Origin of the sequence: Luteibacter sp. OK325, from assembly GCF_003050935.1 — a bacterium.
GTDB lineage: Bacteria > Pseudomonadota > Gammaproteobacteria > Xanthomonadales > Rhodanobacteraceae > Luteibacter.
Genome location: NZ_QAOX01000002.1, coordinates 365489 through 386956 on the forward strand (window position 1 = coordinate 365489; position 21468 = coordinate 386956).

Genomic DNA, 21468 nt, shown 5'->3' on the forward strand with positions numbered 1-21468 from the left:
AAACCTTTTAGGCGGCTATCTGCGGCTGCCACCCGATCCTATCGTAAAAAGCTTGACGTCATCAAAACTTTTTGATCTGATCGAATCACGGAAGCTGCACCGCAGCAAATGTGGTTCAGACGGCTATACATCCGGTGCCAGGGGATCGAAGGCGCAGCCGGTCAGGGACATCCGGCATCAACCGAGCAAGGGCCGTCGCCCATGGCTTTCGTCCATGGCATCGACGTCCGGGGGCAACGCACACGAACTCAAGAACACGCTCGCATCGACGAGCGTGCGTAAGAGGTATGCACGTTCAATTCGCTGGGGAGTTCCATGAACCACGATTTCAAGCGCACCCTTATCTACACGGCCCTGCTTTCCGCGGCCCTGGTTTCGGGCGTGGCCAGCGCACAGGACACGGCTGCCCCCTCCCCCGCCAACGAGAAGAAGAAGGCCCAGGCGTCCGACACGCCGCAGACCCTCGAAGGCATCACGGTGACTGCCGCCAAGCGCGAGCAGGATATCCAGAAGGTGCCGATCAGCATGACCGCGCTGACCGGAGAACAACTCGAGCGACAGGGCGTCACCAGCCTCGTCGACCTGGCGCGCATTGCACCGTCGTTGACCGTCGCGTCGTCGGGCCCCGGCGAGAACAACCTGATCATTCGCGGCATCTCATCGAGCGCAGGCTCCGCCGCTACCGTCGGCTATTACCTGGACGATGTGCCCATCGCGGCATCGAGCAATGCTGCGCTGCTGTCGACGCGAGGTGTCATCGACCCTTCGGTGTTCGACATCGAGCGCGTCGAAGTGCTGCGCGGACCGCAGGGTACGATCTACGGCTCCAGCTCCATGGGCGGTACGGTCAAGTACGTGACCAACCAGCCAGACCTGGATTTCGTCGAGGGCCGCATCAAGACGGATGTCTCGGGTACGTACCACGGCGGCCCGAACGCCAACGTCAACGGCGTGCTGAACGTCCCCCTGATCAAGGATGCGGTCGCACTGCGCGTGTCCGCCTACTATCGCGACGACGACGGTTATATCGACCGCTATCCGATCTCGCCGTCCAACTATCTCGAGGCGGATCCGGACGGCAAGAAGAAAGACAACGTCAACACGTATAAGACCTACGGCACGCGCGTGGCGTTGCTGATCAAGCCGGACGATACCCTTACCATCACGCCCAGCTTCATCTACCAGTATTCCAAGCTGGGATCGCCGTTTACCTATGACAAGATCCCGGCGACGCTCGACCATCCGTACCAGGTGCGCGACGTCAACGAAGCCAACGTGCAGAAGTCGACGATCTCCAATATTGCCATCCACAAGCAGTTCGACGCATTCGAACTGATGTCGTCGTCCTCGTACTTCACCCGCGATGTCAACCTCCGCGACGACAGCTCCAAGGTCATCAACTACTTCTTCGGCTTGCCGAGCGTCTATCCGACCACGATGTACGGCAGCTACAAGAACAAGGAATTCACCGAGGAATTGAGGGCCACCAGCAAGTTTGACGGTCCGGTACAGGCGATCCTCGGTGCGTTCTATCACGATGTCCGCGCACCACTTGAGTCGTCCATTCCGTATCCTGCCGGATTCAACGAGACGTTCAACAACCCCTTCCCGACGTATTCAACGATCTACGCGGGCACACGTAACGCTACCCTCGACGAGTACGCCGTGTTCGGCGAGTTGTCCTGGAACATCACCGATAAACTGAAGGCCAGCGCCGGCATCCGTGCGTTTGAGGTCAAACAAGGCTTCTCGCAGGGCGGCGACGGCCTGCTCAATGGCGGCCCGAGCTTCGTGCACAGCAATTCAAAAGATTACGGCAGCACGCCGAAGTTCACGCTGCAGTACCAGATCACTCCTGAGAACATGGTCTACGCCACGGCCTCCCAGGGTTATCGACCGGGTGGCCCGAACAATCCTGCGCCGGCGGCACTTTGCGGTTCGGAAGTGGCCGGGCTGGGTCTGAGCCAGTCGCAGTTGAACAAGTACAACCCGGACACCCTGTGGAACTACGAGCTGGGATTCAAGAGCGCGTGGCTGGAGCAGCGCTTGCTCATCGACGCATCCGTCTACCACATCGATTGGGACCACGTGCAGCAGCAGATCGTGCTCGGTTGCGGCTACAACATCACCGCCAACTTCGGTAAGGCCGTCAGCCAGGGCGCGGAACTGGAAATGAAGTTCCTTCCCGTCAATGCAGTGACGTTGAGCGCTGGTTTCAGCTACAACGACGCGCACCTGAAGAACGACGTGCCCGGCACCTCGGCGAAGGACGGCGACCGCCTTGTGAACGTGCCCCGCTTTACCGGCTCGCTCGCGGCCGAGTATCGCCATCGGGTCAATGTGCAGTACGACGGCTTCATGCGCGCCGACCTAAGCTATGTCGGAAACTCGAACTTCCTGTATGACCGCGATAGCCCGTTCTATCGCCGCGGCGGCTTCGCCACCACTAATGTCCGCATGGGCGTGGAGGGTCGGAACGGCTTCGATATCTCGCTCTATGCCACCAACCTGTTCGACAAGCGCGGCGAGACCGACCTGCCCGTCGCTATCTCGGCCGATCTGCCGACGACGCGCCGGGTGGCCCTTAACCAGCCGCGTACCATCGGCGTCACGCTGCAGTACCAGTACTGATGGGCGGCGCGATGGACCGCACGTCCTATACGCATCACCTGGCGATCGCTACTTCCGTCGTCGAACCTGATATCCACCTGGATGATAAACACCTTGTCACGTCGCTTCGAGGCTTCGGCATCGAGGCGACTGCTTGCGTCTGGAATGACCCCATAGTGGATTGGACGAAGTTCGACGCCGTGCTGATTCGGTCGACATGGGATTACTTCAAGCACTACGCCAGCTTTAAGCAATGGCTGGGTCAGCTACCCGTACCGACGATCAACAACAAAGAACTATTGCTCTGGAATAGCAACAAACGCTACCTGATCGAGTTGGAGAGATTCGGCGTTCAGATTATTCCGACGCAGATCGTGCCGGCACGGCAGTTGCAGAGCATCTTGGCAGCGATGCCCGCCCGCGAGGTGGTGATCAAGCCAACGGTGAGCGGTACGGCATGGCACACGGTGCGCGGAGTGGCTGGCGAAGCGGCGTTCCATGAAGTCGTTGCGCAACTCCCGTTGGAGTTTGAATATCTGGTGCAGCCCTATCTGCCGGAAGTTGCCAGCGATGGGGAGTGGTCCTTGCTATTCTTCGACGGGGAATACAGCCACGCCGTCATCAAGCGACCCAAGGCTGGCGACTATCGTGTACAGAGCGATTTCGGCGGCGTCGCCCTGGCGGCCGAACCAGGTGCAGACCTGATTGCCAGCGCGAGTCGTGTCCTGGAGGCTACGGCGGCAATCGGTCATGCCGACGTCGCCTATGCACGCATAGACGGGGTTATCTCTCAGGGACGTTTCTTGCTGATGGAACTGGAAGTGATCGAGCCCTTCCTGCATCTCGGAAATCGAGCCGACGCGTCAGAACGCTTTGCTGCGAATTTGTACATGCGATTGGCAGACTCGGCGAACGATGCGGTCCGCTAGGGCCGAACTCCCCTCGTTTTTCACCGTACCGGCACTGCCTCGAGCGAGGCGCAGCCAGCCGGCCACGCCCCTCCCCGGGTTACTCGAGATCGCCGAGCTTCGCGTTCTTCGTGGGTTCCTTCAGCCACGTACCGACGTCATTGCCAATCTCCTTGGTAATGCGTTCCAGCACCGAGCAATTGCCCTTGAACTGACCGAACGCGCCGCCCATGGAGATGCGGCGGTCCTTGAAGTTACCGATAACCTCGCCGCCCTCGTAGAGCTTGCCTTTGATCGCCATGGATTTGTGATGGCCCATGAAGGCATTGCCATCGGCGACGGCCTCGTAGATCTCCAGTTCGAGGATCCGGCCCGGGCCAGCCGTAGTTGCTTCGGACGAAATATCGACCGTCAGGCCGTTATCCTTCGCCGATGACACGATGGCATCGGGCAGCTGCTCTTCCAGCTTGCATTCGGTCAGCACCGATTTCGCGATATCGGCGTCTTCATTAAACGTAACCGGCTTCTTCAGCGTCACGCTACCACCGGCGGATGCCGCCTGCGCCACGACCAGCATCGCCATCGCGGCGATGATTTGCTTCGTCATATCGATTTCCCTGTCTGACTAAAATGCCTGCCCCCCTGTACGACGGGCGCGAAATTGTAGTACGCCGCGCACAAAAAAAGAGGTTCTTCGCGGATTACCGGGGCCCGGGCGCTCAGCTTTCAGGCCGTGCATTCTTTCGCACCTCGCACCTCGCACCTCGCGCTTGGCTCGGCTTCGCCATCGCTCTCTACACTTGGGCGTCTCGCGGGGGAGACCTTGGTGCCCACCCTCGCTGCTCAGACAGTCCTCCGCGTTCGGTGCGGAAGGCCGCTTCGCGGCCCATGTATCTATCTGGCCTACGGCCGCTCCACTTGTGCGGAACTCGCCTCGAGGGTGGACACCAAGGTCTCTCACGACGATACGGTGGAGTGGAAGGCGAGCCGTGGCGTGGTGCCGTCGTCGGCCCCGGCCGCTTCCGGAACACCGGGGCGATGCGGACGCGGTTGCTAGCACCCGGTTGCCCAACACCTTCCTCGCGCCCGTGCTGACATGCCGGCTGACGATGCTGCCGCGTGCTTTGGCTCGACCCACGCGAACCTCAGGGCTCGGGAGAGTCTTCGGTGCCCACCCTCGAGGCGAGTTCCGCACAAGTGGAGCGGCCGTAGGCCAATAAGAACACGGGCCGCGCAGCGGTCTTTCCGCTACGAAACGCGGAGGACTGTCTGAGCAGCGAGGGTGGGCACCGAAGGCTCTGCGCCGCGACGTCACGCTCTGCGCCGCTACGTCCACGCCCGCAACGACGTCCCCGGAATTCCGCGATGAACCAAAAAAGAGCCCCCGCCCGGGGAGGGCGGAGGCGATCTGGGGAGTTGCATGTTGCTGCCGTCGGGGCGGATCGACCGCCCCGCGGCTTTTATTGTTGTGCGAAGTTGCTAAAGCGCTTGCCGATCAGAAGTCGTAACGGGCGGTGAAACGCACGGCACGCGGATCGGTGTAGTTCAACTCGCGGTCGTACAGCGGGCTGACGGTGGTGCGGGACTGCGCGTAGCGGAAGTTGTACGACGTTGGCGTCTGCTTGTTCAGCACGTTGAGCACATCGATCTGGAAGGTCAGGTTCTTGTCCAGCCAGGTCGGGGTGTAGGCAACGTTGAGGTTGACCAGGTACGTCCAGGGTGCCGAACCGTGCGAACCGCGCGGCGAGAACTCATAACCCGGGGTGCCAGGCAGGCCGCAGAAGAAGTAGAACGAGCCGTTGTACAGGCCGCGGTCGGCGGTCGGGTAGAAGCTCGTGCAGCTCTTCGGGCGACCCGAAGCGATCTGCGCGTTCGCGCCGAAGCGCCAGTCGTCGTTCAACTGGAAGTAGCCGAACGCCTTGATCTGGTGCGTGCGGTCGTTGGGCAGGCGGCCGTTGGCGCCGACCATCAGCTGCGGCAGATCCCAGTCCTGCGTGACCGAGACATCGGGCTGGCCACCGTTACCGGTATCCAGATCCGACGCCAGCTGGCCTTCGGTATTGCCGTAGCTGCGCGACCACGTGTAGTCGATGCGGCCGTACCAGCGATCGGCAAACGGATGCTCCAAGTACAGGTCCATCGCATAGTACTTACGCTTGAGCCTGCCCAGGTTGAGCTGGTCGCGGGTGTAGGTCACTTCGTTGAACGAGCCATCTGCCTGCTCGACGCGGAACGTGTTGGCCACGCCCGGGTTGAACAGGAAGCACGCGCCACCCAGCACCGGGGTGCAGGTATCGTCGATGGCGCTGCGCAGCTGGCGCCAGGTCAGCTTGACGCCCCAGTTGTATTCGGCGCTGAGTGCCTGGTCGAGACCGGCGATGTACTCGTCCTGGTAATGCGACTTCAGGCCCTTGGCGGCGACGGTGCGGGGGTCGGGTGCGTTGCCGCACTCGAGGTTGGTGCTGACCGCCTGCGTGCCATTACAGGTATAGCCGACTGCCGCGTTGACCGGCACGTTGACCAGACCGGTCGGTACGCCCGTGTTCGGATCGACGCCGGTGTACGTGAAGTACTCGTTGGTGCCCAGCGAGCCCGACGCAGCACGCAGCGCGACGTTGTTGGGCATGGCCAGGTGGTAACGACCTGCGTTGGCGTAGACCTTCATCGTCGAGTCGCCGAACACGTCCCACGACACACCCAGGCGCGGAGCCAGCTGATGACGCTGGGACGCGTAGATCTCGTTGTTGCCGTTGTAGTTGTTGAACTGTTCGTTGCGCAGGCCGAGGGAGAGCATCCACCGGTCGGTCACCTGCCAGCGATCTTCGATGTACTGCGATTCCTGGACCGTGCGGATCTTGGCGGACGTAGTCGTGTAGTTGCGCACGACGTAGTAACCCTGGTTACCGAGACCACCGGCGGCCGCAGGCGAACCCACGCCGTGGCCGGCATCGATCGCGGCATTGGGGTTGTTCTGGAAGTTGTAGGCCCAGCTGTAGCCGCCCGGCAGCGACGTACCGCTGAAGGACTTGGCTTCCTGGTGATCCGCACCGAAGCGGATGTCGTGGTCGCCGATGCGGTACTCGAAGTCGAGTCGACCACCCTTGGTCTTGTCTTCCGCACCCGGCACGCGCACGGCGGCCGCGTAGGTCTGGCAGCTGCCGTAGACCAGGCCCGGCGCGCGGGACTGTGCCGTGGCCGTGGTGATCTGCGGGCAATTCGGGTCGTAGTTATAGGGCAGCTGGATATGATCCAGGTGCTGCTGTCCGTACAACGCCGACACGGTGAAGTCATCGGTCAGATAACCGGTGTACTTGCCGATATACATGTCGCCGCCGTCCTTCTGGTACACGCCGCCGTTCTGCGTCGTGCCGTGAGAGTCGTCGGCGTAGTTGAAACCGTAGGTCTTCGAGGTGTATTCGGTCTTGTCCGAGACACCGGTGAATTCGAGGTGGTGGTCGTCGGTGAGATTCCAGTCGACCTTAGCCAACCAACGGGGAATCTTGTAGGTGTACTCGTTCCAGCCATTGGACTTGGCGGTGGTGGAGGTAATCGCACCGGCGGTGGTCGTGGTGCCGATGCCCTGGCCCTCACGACGGTTCATCTCCGCATCGACGTAGACGAACAGTTTGTCCTTGATCAGCGGGCCGCTGGCGTAGACACCGACCGTCGAGCGCCAGGATGCGTCCTTCTTGTAGTACTGGTAGATCGTGCCATCGGTCGACGGATAGGCGCCGGTATCCGGGTAGTACGAATTGCGGCGATTGCTACGGGTGCCTGACGGCTCCCAGATCGTGTAGACGCCACCCTTCCATTCGTTGGTGCCGCGCTTGCTGACGATATTGATCACGCCGCCGGTGGAGCGACCGAATTCCGCGCCGTAGCCACCGGTGAGCACCTGCTGCTGGTCGATCGCATCGAACGGGAGCTGCGTGAGGCCGATGGCCGTCAGCGGATTGGTGACGGCGTAGCCGTTGATGAAGTATGCGTTCTCGGACGACGCGGAGCCGCCGAAGCTGGGCACCGGATTGCCGAGCGCATCTTTGTAGCTGGCGTTGGCAATGACGCCCGGGGCGAGCAGCGCGGCAGCCAGCACGTCACGGGCAATCGGCAGCTTATTGAGCTGCTCGGCGGTGAGCACGGTGCGCGTATCGACGGACGAGACGTCAATGGTCGGCATGGCCGATGCGTTGACCGATACGCCCTCGAGCGTGGCAGCCTCGGTGGCCGAAGCGGCCGCGCCAAACGAAACTTCGGAACCGCCCGAGATCGTCACCGTGACATTGTCGCGGGTGCTGACCACGGCGCCGTTGTTCTCCAGCGACACTTTGTAGTTGCCGGGCGGCAGTGAAGTGACGCGGTAACGACCGCTGCTGTCCACGGGAATCGAGCGCGAGAAACCGGTGTCGGCACTCGAAACGGTAACGGTGCTGCCCTGCTGGCTGACCTGGCCGAAAATCGAACCGGTAACGTTCGACTGGGCCACGACGGCGCCCGAGACGGTGCCGAGGCCGATGGCGAGCGCCAGCGCGGTTCGGCGTCCCAGCATCGAGGCGCTAGTGATACGAGAATTCATGTTGCGGATTCCCCCTGGAAAAAGCCGCTGTATCGCAAGATTCTGCGAACGACGGTTAGCCGATCCCGCCCCGGTTAAGAACCAGGTGTCTGCATCAATCGGCTGCCAAAACCCCTAAGTGAGTGCATTCCTCCCCGGAACGCCCTCCCCCCAAACATCGCAAGGACTCGCGATGCGCCGTAACATATACAAAATAACTTACGAGCAAACAACCGGTTTTTCACGATTTATATACGTGTCATCGCAAGTACTTACGCGATGGTAACGACGGCCTATGCCGCGAAATTCGCGGTCGCACAGGCACTTGCACGTCATTCATCTATGACTTTCGGCCTATGGACGAAAATTTTCTAAGAAACATTCCTAGTTCGGGCAGGCTTACCCGCCCTGTTCGCCTTACCAGTCGGTCGGCCGATAATCCTTCAGGAACTGGCCCCAAACGTGTTCGCCGGTGTTGATGCCACTGATGATCGGGTCGACGATGCGCGCCGCACCGTCGACGATGTCCAGCGGCGGGTGGAAACGCTCTTCCAACACCTTTTTCGCTGCCAGATCGGCCGGATCCTCATCCGTCACCCAGCCAGTGTCGACGCTGTTCATGTGGATGCCGTCGTTGTGGTAATCCGTGGCTGAGGTGCGCGTCATCATGTTGAGCGCGGCCTTCGCCATGTTGGTGTGTGGATGGCGCGTGGTCTTGAAGTTGCGGTAGAACTGGCCTTCCATCGCTGACACGTTGACGATGTGCTTGTCGCGATCGGCCGTGCGCAGCATCAGAGGCTTCAGGCGCGCGTTGATGATGAACGGCGCGATGGCATTGACCAGCTGCACCTCCAGCAATTCCACCGACGGCACTTCGGCCATCAGCAATCGCCACGAATTGCGTTCGCGCAGGTCGATCTGCTGCAGGTCCTGGTCGAGCCGGCCCTCGGGGAACAGGTGGCTCTGCGCAAGCAGCTCTTCGGGCAGCAGCGGCATCTGGGATAGTTCGGCCGCGCGGGTCAAGCCGGGCAAGTCCGTCGCGCGACCAGCGTCGGGCAGGATGTTCGAGCCGCGCAAGCCTTCATAGTGACCGACGAGTTTGCGCACGTGTTCGGGCATGTCGTGCAGCGCAGCCGTCTCGCCGTCCATCATGTGTGCGTAGAACTCGGGTGGTCGACGCACGGTCTGGCAGGCGTTATTGATGATGAAGTCCAGCCGTGGCCGCGTGGCGACCAGTTCCTGGCAGAACGCTTCGACGCTCGGCGTATGACGCAGGTCCAGCCCATAGACCTGCAGGCGATGGCCCCATTCTCCGAAGTCCGGTTCCTCCGCATAGCGTGCCGCCGAGTCGCGCGGGAAGCGCGTGGTGACGATCAGTTCCGCACCGGCGCGCAGCAGTTTCAGGCCAGCCTGATAACCGATTTTCACGCGACCACCGGTCAACAGTGCGACGCGACCGCGCAGGTCGACCAGCTCGGTGCGCTTGGCATAGTTGAACGGGGCGCAGTCAGGGCACAGCTGATCGTAGAAGAAATGGATCGCCGAATATTTCTTCTTGCACACATAGCAGTGCTTGGGCTCGATCGATTCGCGCGGTTGCGCGGCATCGGCGTCGGGCGCGATGTCGTTCGCCTCGAAACCCTCCGGAGCAAACACGTTCGGCGTGGTGAATACCGGCTTGCGGCGCAACGCGCGGATGCCGGTCTGGTTGAGCACCGTGTCCTCGGCCTGGATCTTCGACGCATGCCGTGCCTTCTGGGCAGCCTTCAGCCTGACCCGACGCTCGCCCGGGTCGGGGTGGTAGACCTGCGCCACCGCCTGGTACAGGCGCTGGCGGTCGTCCGCCGGCAGGCTGTCCAGCATGAGTCGATCGGCGGCGACCGATTCAAGCAGCTGCGCGGCTGCGCGCAAGCGCTCCAACAGAGCGGTATCGGCTTCGCCAGCCGGTGGCGTAATAGTGTTCAAGAGCTTGATCCGTAACGAGAAAGGCCGCACGGCGCGGAGGTGATGCAAGGACGGACCACGCGTAGCGAGCCGCCTATTTTGCCCGTTATGGACAGGCTTGGGGGCGCCTAGTGTTTCTTAGCTAGGTAGTGGGGTTGCCGGAATGGATGCGCATTGGCAAATGCCGGAAGTTCAAAGCAGCGCTTCCCGAGCGCCGCTACCCCAGGGAACGCCGCAAGGTCCAGGCCATGAAGCTCGGCCAGGACGATCTGGCCGGCGATGCAGATGTCGGCGATGGTCGGCGCGGTCCCTAGCGCAAAGGGATCGGCTGGGCGCCGCGACAGCAGGCGCTCGTACGTCGCCAATCCTTCCACCGTCCAATGCCGCACCCAGGCGTCGATGGCAGCCGCATCGGCACTCAATACCTCGCCGAGATACTTGCGAACGCGCGGTATGACGAGAGGATGCGCATCGGCGGCCGAAACCAGGGCGAGCGAGCGGGCATAGGCTCGCTCTTTTGCGTCGGCCGGTAGTAGCCGAGGCTCCGGCTGGAGGTCGTCCAGATATTCCATGATGGCAAGCGACTGGAAGATGCGATGGCCGTCGTGAACGAAGGTGGGAACCACGTGCTCCGCGTTCACTTCGGCATATTCGGCATCGAACTGGCGACCCGAAAGAATGTCGATTTCGATTTCCTCGAAACTGAGCTTCTTCAATGCAAGGGCAACACGGACGCGGAATGCCGCATTCGAACGCCAGAAACCATAGAGCTGGATAGTCATTGCCATTAATCCGATAGGGGATGGGAGCCGCCCGCCTGAAATTGCGAGCTTAAATCGAGCGCTAGTACGGTAAAGGCCTGGGCGGCGGCACTCCGGTAAGCCGCTTTGCGCCAGAGTAGCGCGGCCGTCCGTTGAAGCGTTTGCGGCTCGAGCGCAATGGCGAACAGATCCCTGCTGCCACTGGCGATGCCGGCCGGAAGAAGCGTCGATAGGGTCGTTCTCCGTACCGACTCAACCACGGCCGAGATCGAATTGGCCTCGATGGCGACAGTCGGCTGGATGTGATTCTCGCGGCAGTATCGATCGATCAGTTCTCGCGTTGCGAATTCTTCGGTCAGGAGGATCAACGACTCGCCGGCGATATCCTGCGCCCCTACCCTGCGTCGCTTCGCGAGCGGATGTCGTCGTCCTACGACCAGGGCGAGCGACTCGATCATGAGCGCGACGGTTTCGACTTCGGCGGAACGGACATCGTCGAACGCGATGCCGACATCGAGCACGTCAACGGCAAGTAATGCCTCCATGCGGTCCTGGGGCATCTCTCTCAGTGAGAGGCTCACATTCGGGTATCGCTTGTGAAACGACTCGACCAAGGGCCCGGCGAAGTAGGACGTGAACGTCGGTGTCAGGCCTATACGCAGCGATCCCCGACTGAGGTCGGTGACATCATGAATGGCCCGCTTCCCCTCCTCCAGATCCCGTAGGGCCTTGCGCGCATAGGTCGCATACGTCTCGCCGGCATCGGTCAATCGTGTCACGCGCCCCGAGCGATCGAAGAGCTGCGCACCGAGGCTTTCCTCGAGCTGCTTGATCTGCTGGGACAACGCCGGCTGAGAGACGTGCAGGGCCAGCGCGGCACGCGTAAAGCCGCCGTTCTCTGCGACGGCCAGGAAATATCGGACATGGCGGGAGAGCATGCATGATCCATAAGAAAAACCGATGGCCAGCATTATATATCGGTATTTTACGTTATGAACCGTCGGGCCTAGTCTCGCTTCCACCAGCCAGACCGAGAGCCCATCGTGAAAGACCTCATCAACGGCATCCTTAAATTCCAGCGTGACGCTTTTCCCGCCAGGGCGAAGCTTTTCAAGAACCTTGCCGAACACCAGAGCCCTCGGACCCTGTTCATCTCGTGCTCCGACAGTCGCCTCGTTCCCGAGCTGGTCACCCAGCAAGAGCCAGGCGAGCTTTTCGTGATCCGCAATGCCGGCAACATCGTGCCGTCCTACGGCCTGGAAGCCAGCGGCGAAACGGCGACGGTGGAATACGCCGTGGTCGCGTTGAAGGTGACAGACATTGTCGTCTGCGGTCATTCGAACTGCGGAGCGATGTCGGCCGTGGCCAATTGCACATGCATGACACACATGCCCGCCGTCGCCGACTGGCTCCGTTATGCGGACTCGGCTCGTGTCGTCAACGAGGCGAGGTCCCACGAAAGTGCCGCCGCCAGGATCGAAGCGATGGTTCGCGAGAACGTCATCGCGCAACTGGCTAACCTGCAGACGCACCCGTCCGTGCGACTCGCCCTGAAAGAGGGGCGCCTCGCCCTGCACGGCTGGTACTACGACATCGAGAGCGGCGCTGTCGATGCGTATGACCACGCGACCGGCAACTTCGGTGCGCTGGCCGGTCACCCCTCCGCCCGCGCAGCAGCTTGACCCCACACCCCACGCACAAAGAGACCTGACATGACCCAGATCCAGTTTCGCAACACCTCCCGCCTGGACCTCGCCGATACCATCGTTCTGGCCAAGGCGAAGAAATCGCTGACCTACGCACAGCTTGCCGAGGGCACCGGTTTGTCCGAGGCATTCGTCACCGCCGCGCTGCTCGGCCAGCATCCGTTGCCGGCGAACGTTGCCGGGATCGTCGGCACCAAGCTCGGCCTGGACGCGGACGCGATCGCCCTGCTCCAGACCATGCCCGTTCGCGGAAGCATCGAAGGCGGCGTTCCCACCGATCCGACCATCTATCGGTTCTACGAAATGATCCAGGTTTACGGAACCACGCTGAAAGCGCTCGTCCACGAAAAGTTCGGCGACGGCATCATCAGCGCGATCAACTTCAAGCTTGATGTGAAGAAGGTCGCCGATCCGGATGGCGGCGAACGTGCGGTCATAACGCTGGACGGGAAGTATCTTCCGGTAAAGCCGTTCTGAGGCATTTCGTGAAGAGCGCGAGGCTATAGGGAACGCCTATAGCGCGGATAACGTATCGATCTTGGACGCTGGAACAAGTCTGCCGCATTCTCGCGGCAGTTCAACGACAGCAGGACCTTCCATTGTCAACTAACGCAGACTTTGAACTTTACGCATTCTGGCGTACCGCGGCGACGCATCGGGTACGTATTGCGCTGAACATGAAGGGATTGCTCGCGAACGAGCGATTCGTCGATCTGGACAAAGCCGAACAGACGTCCCCGGCGTTCCTCGCGATCAGTCCCGCGGGCGTGATCCCCGCCTTGATCGAAGACAGCTACCCGCCGTTGACCCAGTCGATGGCTATCCTGGAGTTCCTCGAGGAGAAGGTGGCTGACCCACCCCTGCTCCCGAGTGATCTGCATGGACGGGCACGGGTTCGGTCCATCTCCGCCATGCTGGTGACCGACACCAATCCCTTGCTTCCGCCTCGCGTAAAGAAGTACCTGACACTGCACGGTGGCTTTGACGAGGCCGCGTGGCATGCGTGGCAGGTTCAGTGGTTGACGTCCAGTCTGGAAAGCCTTGAAAGGCGCCTGGCGAGCGAGTCACAAACGGGCGAGTTCTGTCACGGCGACCATCCCACCATGGCGGATATCTGCCTGGTGAGCCTGGTTTTCCGCGCCCAGGCCTTGCAGATCGACCTCGACAGCACGCCGACCATACGCGACATCGTGAAGAACTGCGCTGCGCTCGATGCGTTCGCTCGCGCGCACCCTCTTCTTCAGGAGGGCGCGCCGTCCCGCTGATGGGGTCGGGCCGCATTCAATGCGTAGCCGCCGATGAAAAAGATCAAATCGGTACGTAATCCGACAAGCAAGGCCACCCGATTGATTGTTTCATGGTGGGGTCGGGAAACTCCAAGCAGAGGAGTACGTAACATGGCTAGAACCATCCTCATCACTGGTGCGGGCTCGGGCCTGGGCGAAGGCGCTGCAATCGGGCTTGCCAGGGCTGGTCATAACGTTATTGCGACTGCGGAGTCATGGCCGCAGGTAACGGCGCTTCGCGACAAGGCCGCTGCGATGGGCTTGGAAAACCTCACCGCCACCCGGTTAAACATGTGGGATGAATACGATATCGCCAATGCGGCGAAGCTTGATTTCGACGTGTTGGTGAACAACGCCGGCATCGGCGAAGGCGGCCCGATAGCAGAGATCCCGATCGCCCTGGTCAAGCACAATTTCGAGGTCAACGTGTTCGCCCTGCTGGATCTGACGCAGCGGGTTGTCCGTCGCTGGGTCAAGGCCAAGGTCAAGGGCAAGGTGGTGTTTACATCGTCGGTGCTCGCGGTCATCAGCCCCGGCATGGTCGGCTCCTATTCGGCGACTAAACACGCCATACAGGCAATCGCCGAAGCGATGCAGGACGAGCTGAAGGAGTTCGGCATCCAGGTCCAGACCATCAATCCAGGGCCGTTCTTTACAGGCTTCAACGAGCGCATGGTCGAGGCCGCGTATCGCTGGCTCGATGACGACGTCAACTTTACCAGCCGTGCCTCGTTCAAGAACCAGGCCGATGCCCTGCTCGACAAGCCGGAAATGCGTCTCGATCCGAAGGACATGATCGGCAAGATGGTCGAGCTGATACCCGAGCAGACCGGTACATTCCGGAACATCTTCCCGAAGGATACGGCCGACTGGGCCGTCGCTGCCGGGCAGCAGATGTGGGAACGAACGATCTGACCCTGAAGGGGGCCACGGTCACCATGAAGGGGTTCATGGTGACGGGCGGCGCACCTTCACTGTCGCCAATGCCAAACCCAGGTAGCCAATGCCACTGCCTGCAATAACGTCGACCATTCGCACTAGTGCGACATGTTCACCGCCAGCCACGCTCAATCCCATGACGACCAGGGATGAGCGGATGCCAAAGGCGGGGCCATAGGGCTTGATCGCAACGAGTGTCAGCAGCGCCCCGAGACCTAGAAGCGCCACCGTCCATAGCTCGTGCGGTAGATATCCTGCGATAATCGCTCCCGACATGGCGCCCAGGGAGCCTCCCACGACCCGTGCCCGCATCTTGGATCGACTAAGTAAAGGATCGGCAGCAACGATGATCGCCGACCATATCAACCAGTGGCTGTGCGTTACCGGAAAACTGACCGCCAACAGGACGGCGGTCAGGACCCCTATCACGCCCGTACCAACCAACCATGTTGCGTAAGCCACTGTCGGCTCCGGGGCATCGGCGACCGGCAAGGTGGTGCAGTCGGACAATGGCTGCTTTTCCCTGATCTGGAGCCAGACCCTCCATGCAATCACGGGCACACAGGCGCAAGTCAGGATCGAAAACACATAGCCCATGTGCAAGACATGACCCGATGTCACCTCGTCCGCGAGCTGCGAACTCACGTACAGCATAGGAACGAGAGCAAAGAGAGCTGCTGGGCGCAATGCAGGATGCCTGTTGCCAAGCTGTGTGCCCAGGGCTGCGTAGACCACCACCAGAACAAGATAGATGGCGGGGCTGGATCGTGCCCACAGAAGTGACAACCAGCCGGCTGACACCAGTGCTCCGTGCACTATGGTTCCTGGTGGCGTCAGGTCGCTGCGGTCGGCGGCCACCAGGCTGCATGTAGCTACCAACGCGCACAACAGCCAAACCGGATCATTCGTATAAGCGAACGCAGCGACCACTGGCGTGAGCATGACGAGCGCACGCCACAGCGCACGCCAATGGATGACGTGGGCTAACATGGCTCAGTTGAGGGTGAAGGGATCGGGTGCTACGCCAGACAGCTCAACCCACACCGACTTGCTCTCCGTGTATTCACGCAAGCCATCAACACCATTTTCGCGACCGATACCGCTCTGTTTGAAGCCGCCGAAGGGTGCATTAGGCGCAACGATCCGATAAGCGTTGATCCAGACCGTACCGGCACGAACCTTCGCTGCGACGCGATGAGCACGCTGCACGTTGGTCGTCCAGATGCCACAGGCAAGGCCAAAGTCGGAGTCGTTGGCCAGCGCGATCGCGTCTTCCTCACTGTCGAACGGGATCACCACGAGAACAGGGCCAAATAGCTCTTCCGTCGCGATGGTCATGCGATTGGTCACGCCCGTCAGGATCGTCGGCGCGATGAACAGACCGCCCTTGACTTGGTCAGCACCGCCGCCTGCCGCCACCGTAGCACCATCCTCCGCGGCCTGACGCACAGCCGCCGTAATACGATCGAATTGCACCTGGTTCACGACCGGGCCCATCTCCGTTTCCGGATCGAGCGGATCGCCGAGCTTGATAGTCTTCGCGCGCTCACTGATGCGTCGAACGACTTCGTCGTGAACGGAGCGATGCACCAGCAGACGTGAACCAGCCATGCACGTCTGGCCAGTCGCCGCGAAGATGCCACTGATGGCACCGTTGACTGCGGCATTCAGATCGCTGTCTTCGAAGATGATGTTGGCCGATTTGCCGCCCAGTTCCAGCGATATGCGGGTGAGATTCGCCATGGCCGCCTTGCCGATGGCAATGCCTACCTGGGTCGACCCCGTAAACACGACCTTATCGACCTGCTTGCTGTTGGTCAGCGCAGCGCCGACGGCAGGGCCGCCGGTGACGACATTGAATACACCGGCCGGAAAGCCGGCCTCCTGCATCAGGTCCGCAAACGCCAGGGTCGATACCGGCGTGTACTCGGATGGCTTGACCACGAAGGTGCAGCCGGCCGCCAGGGCAGGTGCCAGCTTCCAGATCATCAGCATGATCGGTGAGTTCCAGGGGGTGATCGCAGCCACCACGCCCACCGGTTCGCGTCGCGTGTAGACCATGAAATTGGTGCGATCGTTCTGCAGCAGCTGCCCATCATTCGATACGGCCAAACCTGCAAAGTAGCGAAACCACTCGGGCATGTACCGCCATTGCACGAGCATTTCCTTGTACAGCTTGCCGTTATCCATGGTCTCGATGCGTGCATACTTTTCTGCATCACGCTCGATCAGGTCGGCAAGCCGCCGCATCAGGGCCGCTCGCTGGAATGCCGTTGTTCGTCCCCAGGGCCCGTTGTCAAAGGCTTCGCGGGCTGCTTCAACTGCAAGCTCGGCGTCATTGGCTTCGGCCTCGGGCACAACGGCCCATGGCTGCTGGTTGTACGGGTTGATACTCAAGGTGGTTTTTCCACCGATGGCGTCGACCCGCCTGCCGCCGATCAGCATGGGGAAGAACTCCAGGCCGGCTGTAAGGGCTTTGTTCGTCATGTCACGCTCCAACTGAGGGAAAGTGGGAGCATCATTCGCCGATCGGACCCTGTGATAAACTCCCCATCACCTGACATGCGATGGTAAAAAATTCCCATGCTCGACTGGGAAAACCTCCATTGTTTCGCCGCCTTTGCGCGCCAACGATCGTTATCGGCGGCGGCAAGGGAGCTCGGCGTCGAGCATGCAACCGTATCCCGCCGCATCGCGGCGCTGGAGAACGAGCTGAAGCTCAAGCTTGTCGATCGACGCGCCCGTGTTTATTACCTGACGGCGGACGGCGATCGTATCGCCGCCATGGCCCAACGCATGGAAGAGGAGGTCTTTGCCGTCGAGCGCGCTGCGCAAGCTGGCCAGGAGGTATTGAGGGGCGAGATCTCGGTCAGTGCCCCGCCGGTGATGACGGCATGGCTGATCGCTCCACGCCTGCATGAATTCCAGCGACAATACCCCGGCATTCGCCTGCGCCTCATCACGGAGACTCGAATCGCCTCGTTGCCCCGTCGTGAGGCCGATCTGGCGATCCGACTGAGTCGGCCGACCGAGCCGGACCTGGTTGCCCGAAAAATCGGCTCCCTGCCATTCTGGCTCTACGGCACCAGGGAATACCTGGCCAGCCATGCGCCAAGCGCGCGTGGCTTTCTGGCTTACGATGAGAGCATGGAGCTCTCCGAGCAACAACAATGGTTGCGAGCCGTACTCAGGGGTCGTCCCCTGGTCATGCAGAGCAACAACCTCGAGGTTCAATATCAGGCCGCACGGCATGGAGCCGGCATCATTAGCCTGCCCTTCTTCGTTGGCGACCACGACACCAGCCTGTCTCGTGTCGAGGACGAAGAATACACCCCCCTGGTTCGCGAGATCTGGCTGGCTGTCCACAGCGATCTGCGTCAGGTGCCCATCGTTCGCGTCGTCATGCCATTCATCACGGCCTGCCTTCAGGAGGGGTTGGGAATTTCTTCACCTGACGAGTGAATCCATATCGGATTTATCACCGCTCGCAAATGCCCGATGATCTGGACTCGCCATCGTAAGGCAGCCATCGAGGACAAGGTAATGAACAAGAAAACGTCGGTTGACATCGTGCACCACTTCTGGCGCGAAGTTTGGCAATTGCGCAATCCCGATGCCATCGATCATCTGGTCGCCGAGGACTTCGTCATCACGTCCGGCGGCGTCGAGATCCGCTCCCGTTCGGAATTCAAGAAATGGGTCACGGCGTTCCTTTCAAAGATCAACGATTTCGAGTTCCACATCGTCGAAACATTCCAGAACGAGAGCGGCGATCGCGTCGCGTCGCGGTGGCGCGTGACGGGCAAGAACAACGGCATCCTCGGAACCTCAGCCTGCCAATCCCCCATCGACATGAGCGGAACCGCGATCTGGCACGTGCGCGAAGACGGATTGCTTCAGCAGAACTGGGTCGAGCGCAACTCCCATGAAGTCTTTCGCAAGCTCCTGGGCGAGTAGTTCGGCATACCGTCCCGAATGAGCCAAGATACCGGCTTCAGTTCTCAGATCGGCCGGGCATGAACGAGGCAAAAGCATCAACAGGCGGAGTCATCGCGCTGGGCGCCACCGTCATCATCTGGGCCTTCAGCTGGATCGTGATGAAGCTGGTACTGCGCTATGTGGGGCCGTTCGACTTCTGTGCCCTGCGCTACGGCATGGGAGCCGTGCTTCTGTTCGTCGTCCTGCTGGTGATGCGTCGACCACTGGCCTGCCCTCCCCTCGCCGGCACCATCGTCACCGGCCTGGCCCAGACCGCAGCCTTCCAGGGCCTGGGTCAGTTCGCGCTCACGTCAGGCGGCACGGGCCACGTGGTCCTGCTGGCGTACGCCATGCCGTTCTGGGCCGTGCTGCTTGCGTGGTTATTGCTTGGCGAGCGCCCACTGCGCCGGAATTGGATCGGGCTGGCGCTGGCGGCCATTGGCCTTACTTTCGTCATCGCGCCATGGAACGGGCTGGGTAATCCGGTCAGTACGGCATTCGCCCTCCTGGGGGGCGTCTGCTGGGCGTTGGGCACGGTCACCAGCAAGCGGATGTTCCAGCGCCACGGGCCCGACCCGCTCACCTTCACCGCATGGCAGATGGCCTTCGGTGCGATCGCGCTGGGCATTGTCACGCTCTTTATCCCCCAGCGTTCGATCGACTGGAGCCCGGCCTTTATCGCTGGCCTGGCTTACTCGGTCATCCTGGCCACCAGCCTGGCCTGGACGCTGTGGCTGCTCGTGGTACGTCGACTGCCTACGGCCGTCGCTTCAGTGTCGTCGCTGGCCGTGCCGGTGATCAGCGTGCTGATGGCCTGGGTCGTGCTTCATGAGAAGCCGACGCCCAGCGAATGGCTGGGCGTGGCATTCATCGTGGCGGGGCTGCTGGCGGTCAGTGGCGTGAAGCTGCGTCGCTAAGATCAGCCACTGAACGTTGGATCACTTGAACATTCAGCCAGCTGGGCGCTGCCAGATAGCCGCACCCTGGTAGATCACCCGAACGCCCCCGTCATTGGCGACGTACAGATAGGCGCCAGTGTGGTTCTCCGTGCTGGTCGACCAGAGTCCGTCACCGCTCGCGTCGTAGCTGACGAAGTTACCGTCACCCTGCATGATCAGGTTCCCGTGGGACGTGCCCGGTTGGCCGATCGTCGCGGTGCGCGTGCCATCCCTGTATAAACCCGCCGTGCCGTCGTTCTCTTGCCGAAGGCTCGTATGGCCATCGCATGAGAACACCGGTGTGCTTGCCGTAATGAGCTGGTTCGGTCCGAGCACGCCGCATTCGGGGATACTGAGATCGAACGGACCGGGATCGGTCGGCGTGTTGCGCGTGAAACCGGCGACACCGTGATAAAGGTTGCCGATCTCGTGCGCGATGCGCAGGTTCCAATCGTGCGGCAATCGCAGGCCATCCACATCGAGGCTGACCCACTGGATCTGTGACGGCGTCTCCGACGCGTTACCGGCGAGTTTCAGCAGCGACGTGCCCTCTCCCACCTCATCGAACATGGCAATCTTGATCGTGCGAACACCTGCGGCTCGGTCGTCGTACGCCTGGTGCCAGAAGAAAGACCCGCCGAGCGAGTGCGCACCGACGGAAGGAAGGTTGCCGTTGGATTGATCGCGCCCCGACGTGGCCGGCAGCACGGTCGGCATGTACAGCTGCCCCGACGCCGTGGTCGCCGCCAGCTGCGGCTTGATGCGGTTCTGCAACTGCCAGTCGAGATCGGCATCGTTCGAGTATGCGCCGACGTTCCAGGGCTGGATGACGTCGAGCATGGCGAGGACGTCCTTCCATTCCGGCAACTCCATCCAGTAGGGACTCACGCCGCCGATCACCGTGGTATGCGCCGTGTCCTTGAACCAGGCGATGACGCGACGGGCAAGCGCCGGCTTCATGCCCCACAGTTCGTCGGCCGGGCGACCCATGCCCCATAGAGCAACGACCGGCTTGCCGTTGTGCTTCTGGTACCTGGGGTTGTCCAGGACATGCAGGTCGTTGACGAGGTGCGTCCAGTCCTTGGTGACCTGGGTAAACAGCGCGTCCTCTTCGGCCTGGCTGTGCGTGTCGTTGAAGTTGCCGCTCATGTCGTACTCGATCATGATGCTGCGTCCGTTGTCCTGCGCAGCCTGGAACGCGTTGCGCAGCACGATGTCGTTCTCGTCGTAATACGACTGCACCGAGCCGATGAAACGCTGCAGCATGGCACCGTCGATGCCGTACTCACGCATCCAGCGAAAGTGCGTCTCCGCCGTTCCCAGCGCCAGTGACGTGAAAAAGTAGGCCTGCTGTCCGTTGACCGTCAGCCCGGGCACCGGGCAACGTGAGGTCGCAGGGTATTCATCGGTGATCGGATAGCCCGGAACGCTGACCGTGCTCGCATCCGGCACGAGCTGCGACACATAGGACCAATGGAACCAGTTGCTGTTCGGGCCCGGGTTGCCCGGACAATGGAACCAGCCCTGATAGGCGGCAAACACTTTGTCATTCAAGGTGCTGTTGTCCGAGCTCTGTGCATGCGCCGCGGTGGCGACACACAGGCCGAGGGCCAGTCCAAGGAGACCGCGTCGTAACATGATGAGCATCCTGCGTTGAGAGGTTGCGCATCATCGACCGGCAAACGCGGTGCCACATGCCAACCAGCGCACGGTTCGTCGCATACGGCTGTTTGACTTACTTGCGTCAGCGGTTAATCGTGTTGCGAAGAATTTACGCCGAAGCCCCCGTTCAAGCGTAGCGGCTTTACGGTCTTATCCTGCACCATGGTGCATTCGCTCTGGCAAC

At 61.2% G+C, this 21468-nt stretch carries 17 protein-coding genes; 9 read left to right on the forward strand and 8 right to left on the reverse strand.

The genetic code is table 11. From position 1 onward, the window contains the following. Window positions 1–315 precede the first annotated feature (315 nt). Both C8J98_RS05455 and C8J98_RS05460 read left to right on the forward strand, forming a co-directional pair. Window positions 316–2631 carry a TonB-dependent receptor gene (locus C8J98_RS05455; RefSeq protein WP_107911688.1) on the forward strand — a complete coding sequence of 772 codons (2316 nt, stop codon included), beginning with the start codon at window positions 316–318 and terminating at the stop codon, window positions 2629–2631. An 11-nt stretch (window positions 2632–2642) separates the two neighbouring features. Continuing rightward, the gene (locus tag C8J98_RS05460; RefSeq protein WP_107912599.1) at window positions 2643–3539 is read left to right on the forward strand and encodes a hypothetical protein; all 897 of its coding nucleotides are present in this window, start codon (window positions 2643–2645) and stop codon (window positions 3537–3539) included. 79 nt (window positions 3540–3618) lie between these two features. Here C8J98_RS05460 and C8J98_RS05465 read toward each other — a convergent pair whose 3' ends face one another. From C8J98_RS05465 to cynR, 5 genes are all read right to left on the reverse strand, one after another. Next, window positions 3619–4125, reverse strand: a complete 507-nt coding sequence (locus C8J98_RS05465) for a hypothetical protein (protein ID WP_107911690.1) — start codon at window positions 4123–4125, stop codon at window positions 3619–3621. An 888-nt stretch (window positions 4126–5013) separates the two neighbouring features. Continuing rightward, entirely contained in the window at window positions 5014–8091 is a 3078-nt protein-coding gene (locus tag C8J98_RS05470) for a TonB-dependent receptor (RefSeq protein ID WP_107911692.1), read from the reverse strand. A gap of 396 nt (window positions 8092–8487) precedes the next feature. Beyond that, entirely contained in the window at window positions 8488–10035 is a 1548-nt protein-coding gene (locus tag C8J98_RS05475; protein WP_107911694.1) for an SDR family oxidoreductase, read from the reverse strand. Between the two features lie 107 nt (window positions 10036–10142). Further along, a complete protein-coding gene (maiA, locus tag C8J98_RS05480) occupies window positions 10143–10802 on the reverse strand; it encodes a maleylacetoacetate isomerase (protein ID WP_107911696.1) in 660 nt (219 codons plus the stop codon). Beyond that, window positions 10802–11905, reverse strand: coding sequence for a transcriptional regulator CynR (gene cynR / locus C8J98_RS05485; RefSeq protein WP_233260120.1), 1104 nt, complete (start codon window positions 11903–11905; stop codon window positions 10802–10804). Before cynR ends, maiA (C8J98_RS05480) begins: the two co-directional genes overlap by 1 nt. Here cynR and C8J98_RS05490 point away from each other — a divergent pair. From C8J98_RS05490 to C8J98_RS05505, 4 genes are all read left to right on the forward strand, one after another. Further along, window positions 11819–12457: a carbonic anhydrase gene (locus C8J98_RS05490; RefSeq protein WP_107911700.1), complete on the forward strand. Its 639-nt coding sequence runs from the start codon at window positions 11819–11821 to the stop codon at window positions 12455–12457. The two genes, cynR and C8J98_RS05490, sit on opposite strands and share 87 nt — an antisense overlap. 30 nt (window positions 12458–12487) lie before the next feature. Next, window positions 12488–12958, forward strand: a complete 471-nt coding sequence (cynS, locus tag C8J98_RS05495; RefSeq protein ID WP_107911702.1) for a cyanase — start codon at window positions 12488–12490, stop codon at window positions 12956–12958. Window positions 12959–13080: 122 nt separating this feature from the next. Next, window positions 13081–13746 (forward strand): maleylacetoacetate isomerase, encoded by a 666-nt coding sequence (maiA, locus tag C8J98_RS05500; RefSeq protein ID WP_107911704.1) that lies wholly within the window; start codon window positions 13081–13083, stop codon window positions 13744–13746. Window positions 13747–13779: 33 nt separating this feature from the next. Then, window positions 13780–14682: an SDR family oxidoreductase gene (locus C8J98_RS05505; protein WP_199229821.1), complete on the forward strand. Its 903-nt coding sequence runs from the start codon at window positions 13780–13782 to the stop codon at window positions 14680–14682. A 33-nt stretch (window positions 14683–14715) separates the two neighbouring features. On the opposite strand, the gene C8J98_RS05510 is transcribed toward C8J98_RS05505, so the two are convergent. Both C8J98_RS05510 and C8J98_RS05515 read right to left on the reverse strand, forming a co-directional pair. Beyond that, window positions 14716–15696 (reverse strand): FUSC family protein, encoded by a 981-nt coding sequence (locus C8J98_RS05510; RefSeq protein ID WP_107911708.1) that lies wholly within the window; start codon window positions 15694–15696, stop codon window positions 14716–14718. Window positions 15697–15699: 3 nt separating this feature from the next. Further along, a complete protein-coding gene (locus tag C8J98_RS05515) occupies window positions 15700–17193 on the reverse strand; it encodes an aldehyde dehydrogenase (protein ID WP_107911709.1) in 1494 nt (497 codons plus the stop codon). Window positions 17194–17289: 96 nt separating this feature from the next. Between C8J98_RS05515 and C8J98_RS05520 the strand changes: the two genes are divergently transcribed. From C8J98_RS05520 to C8J98_RS05530, 3 genes are all read left to right on the forward strand, one after another. After that, window positions 17290–18168 carry a LysR family transcriptional regulator gene (locus tag C8J98_RS05520; RefSeq protein WP_107911711.1) on the forward strand — a complete coding sequence of 293 codons (879 nt, stop codon included), beginning with the start codon at window positions 17290–17292 and terminating at the stop codon, window positions 18166–18168. A gap of 81 nt (window positions 18169–18249) precedes the next feature. Next, window positions 18250–18663, forward strand: coding sequence for a nuclear transport factor 2 family protein (locus C8J98_RS05525; protein WP_107912601.1), 414 nt, complete (start codon window positions 18250–18252; stop codon window positions 18661–18663). 59 nt (window positions 18664–18722) lie between these two features. Then, window positions 18723–19601: an EamA family transporter gene (locus tag C8J98_RS05530; protein WP_107911713.1), complete on the forward strand. Its 879-nt coding sequence runs from the start codon at window positions 18723–18725 to the stop codon at window positions 19599–19601. A gap of 33 nt (window positions 19602–19634) precedes the next feature. On the opposite strand, the gene C8J98_RS05535 is transcribed toward C8J98_RS05530, so the two are convergent. Next, on the reverse strand, window positions 19635–21260 hold the full coding sequence (locus C8J98_RS05535) for a hypothetical protein (RefSeq protein ID WP_107911715.1): 1626 nt from the start codon (window positions 21258–21260) through the stop codon (window positions 19635–19637). Window positions 21261–21468: the final 208 nt, after the last annotated feature.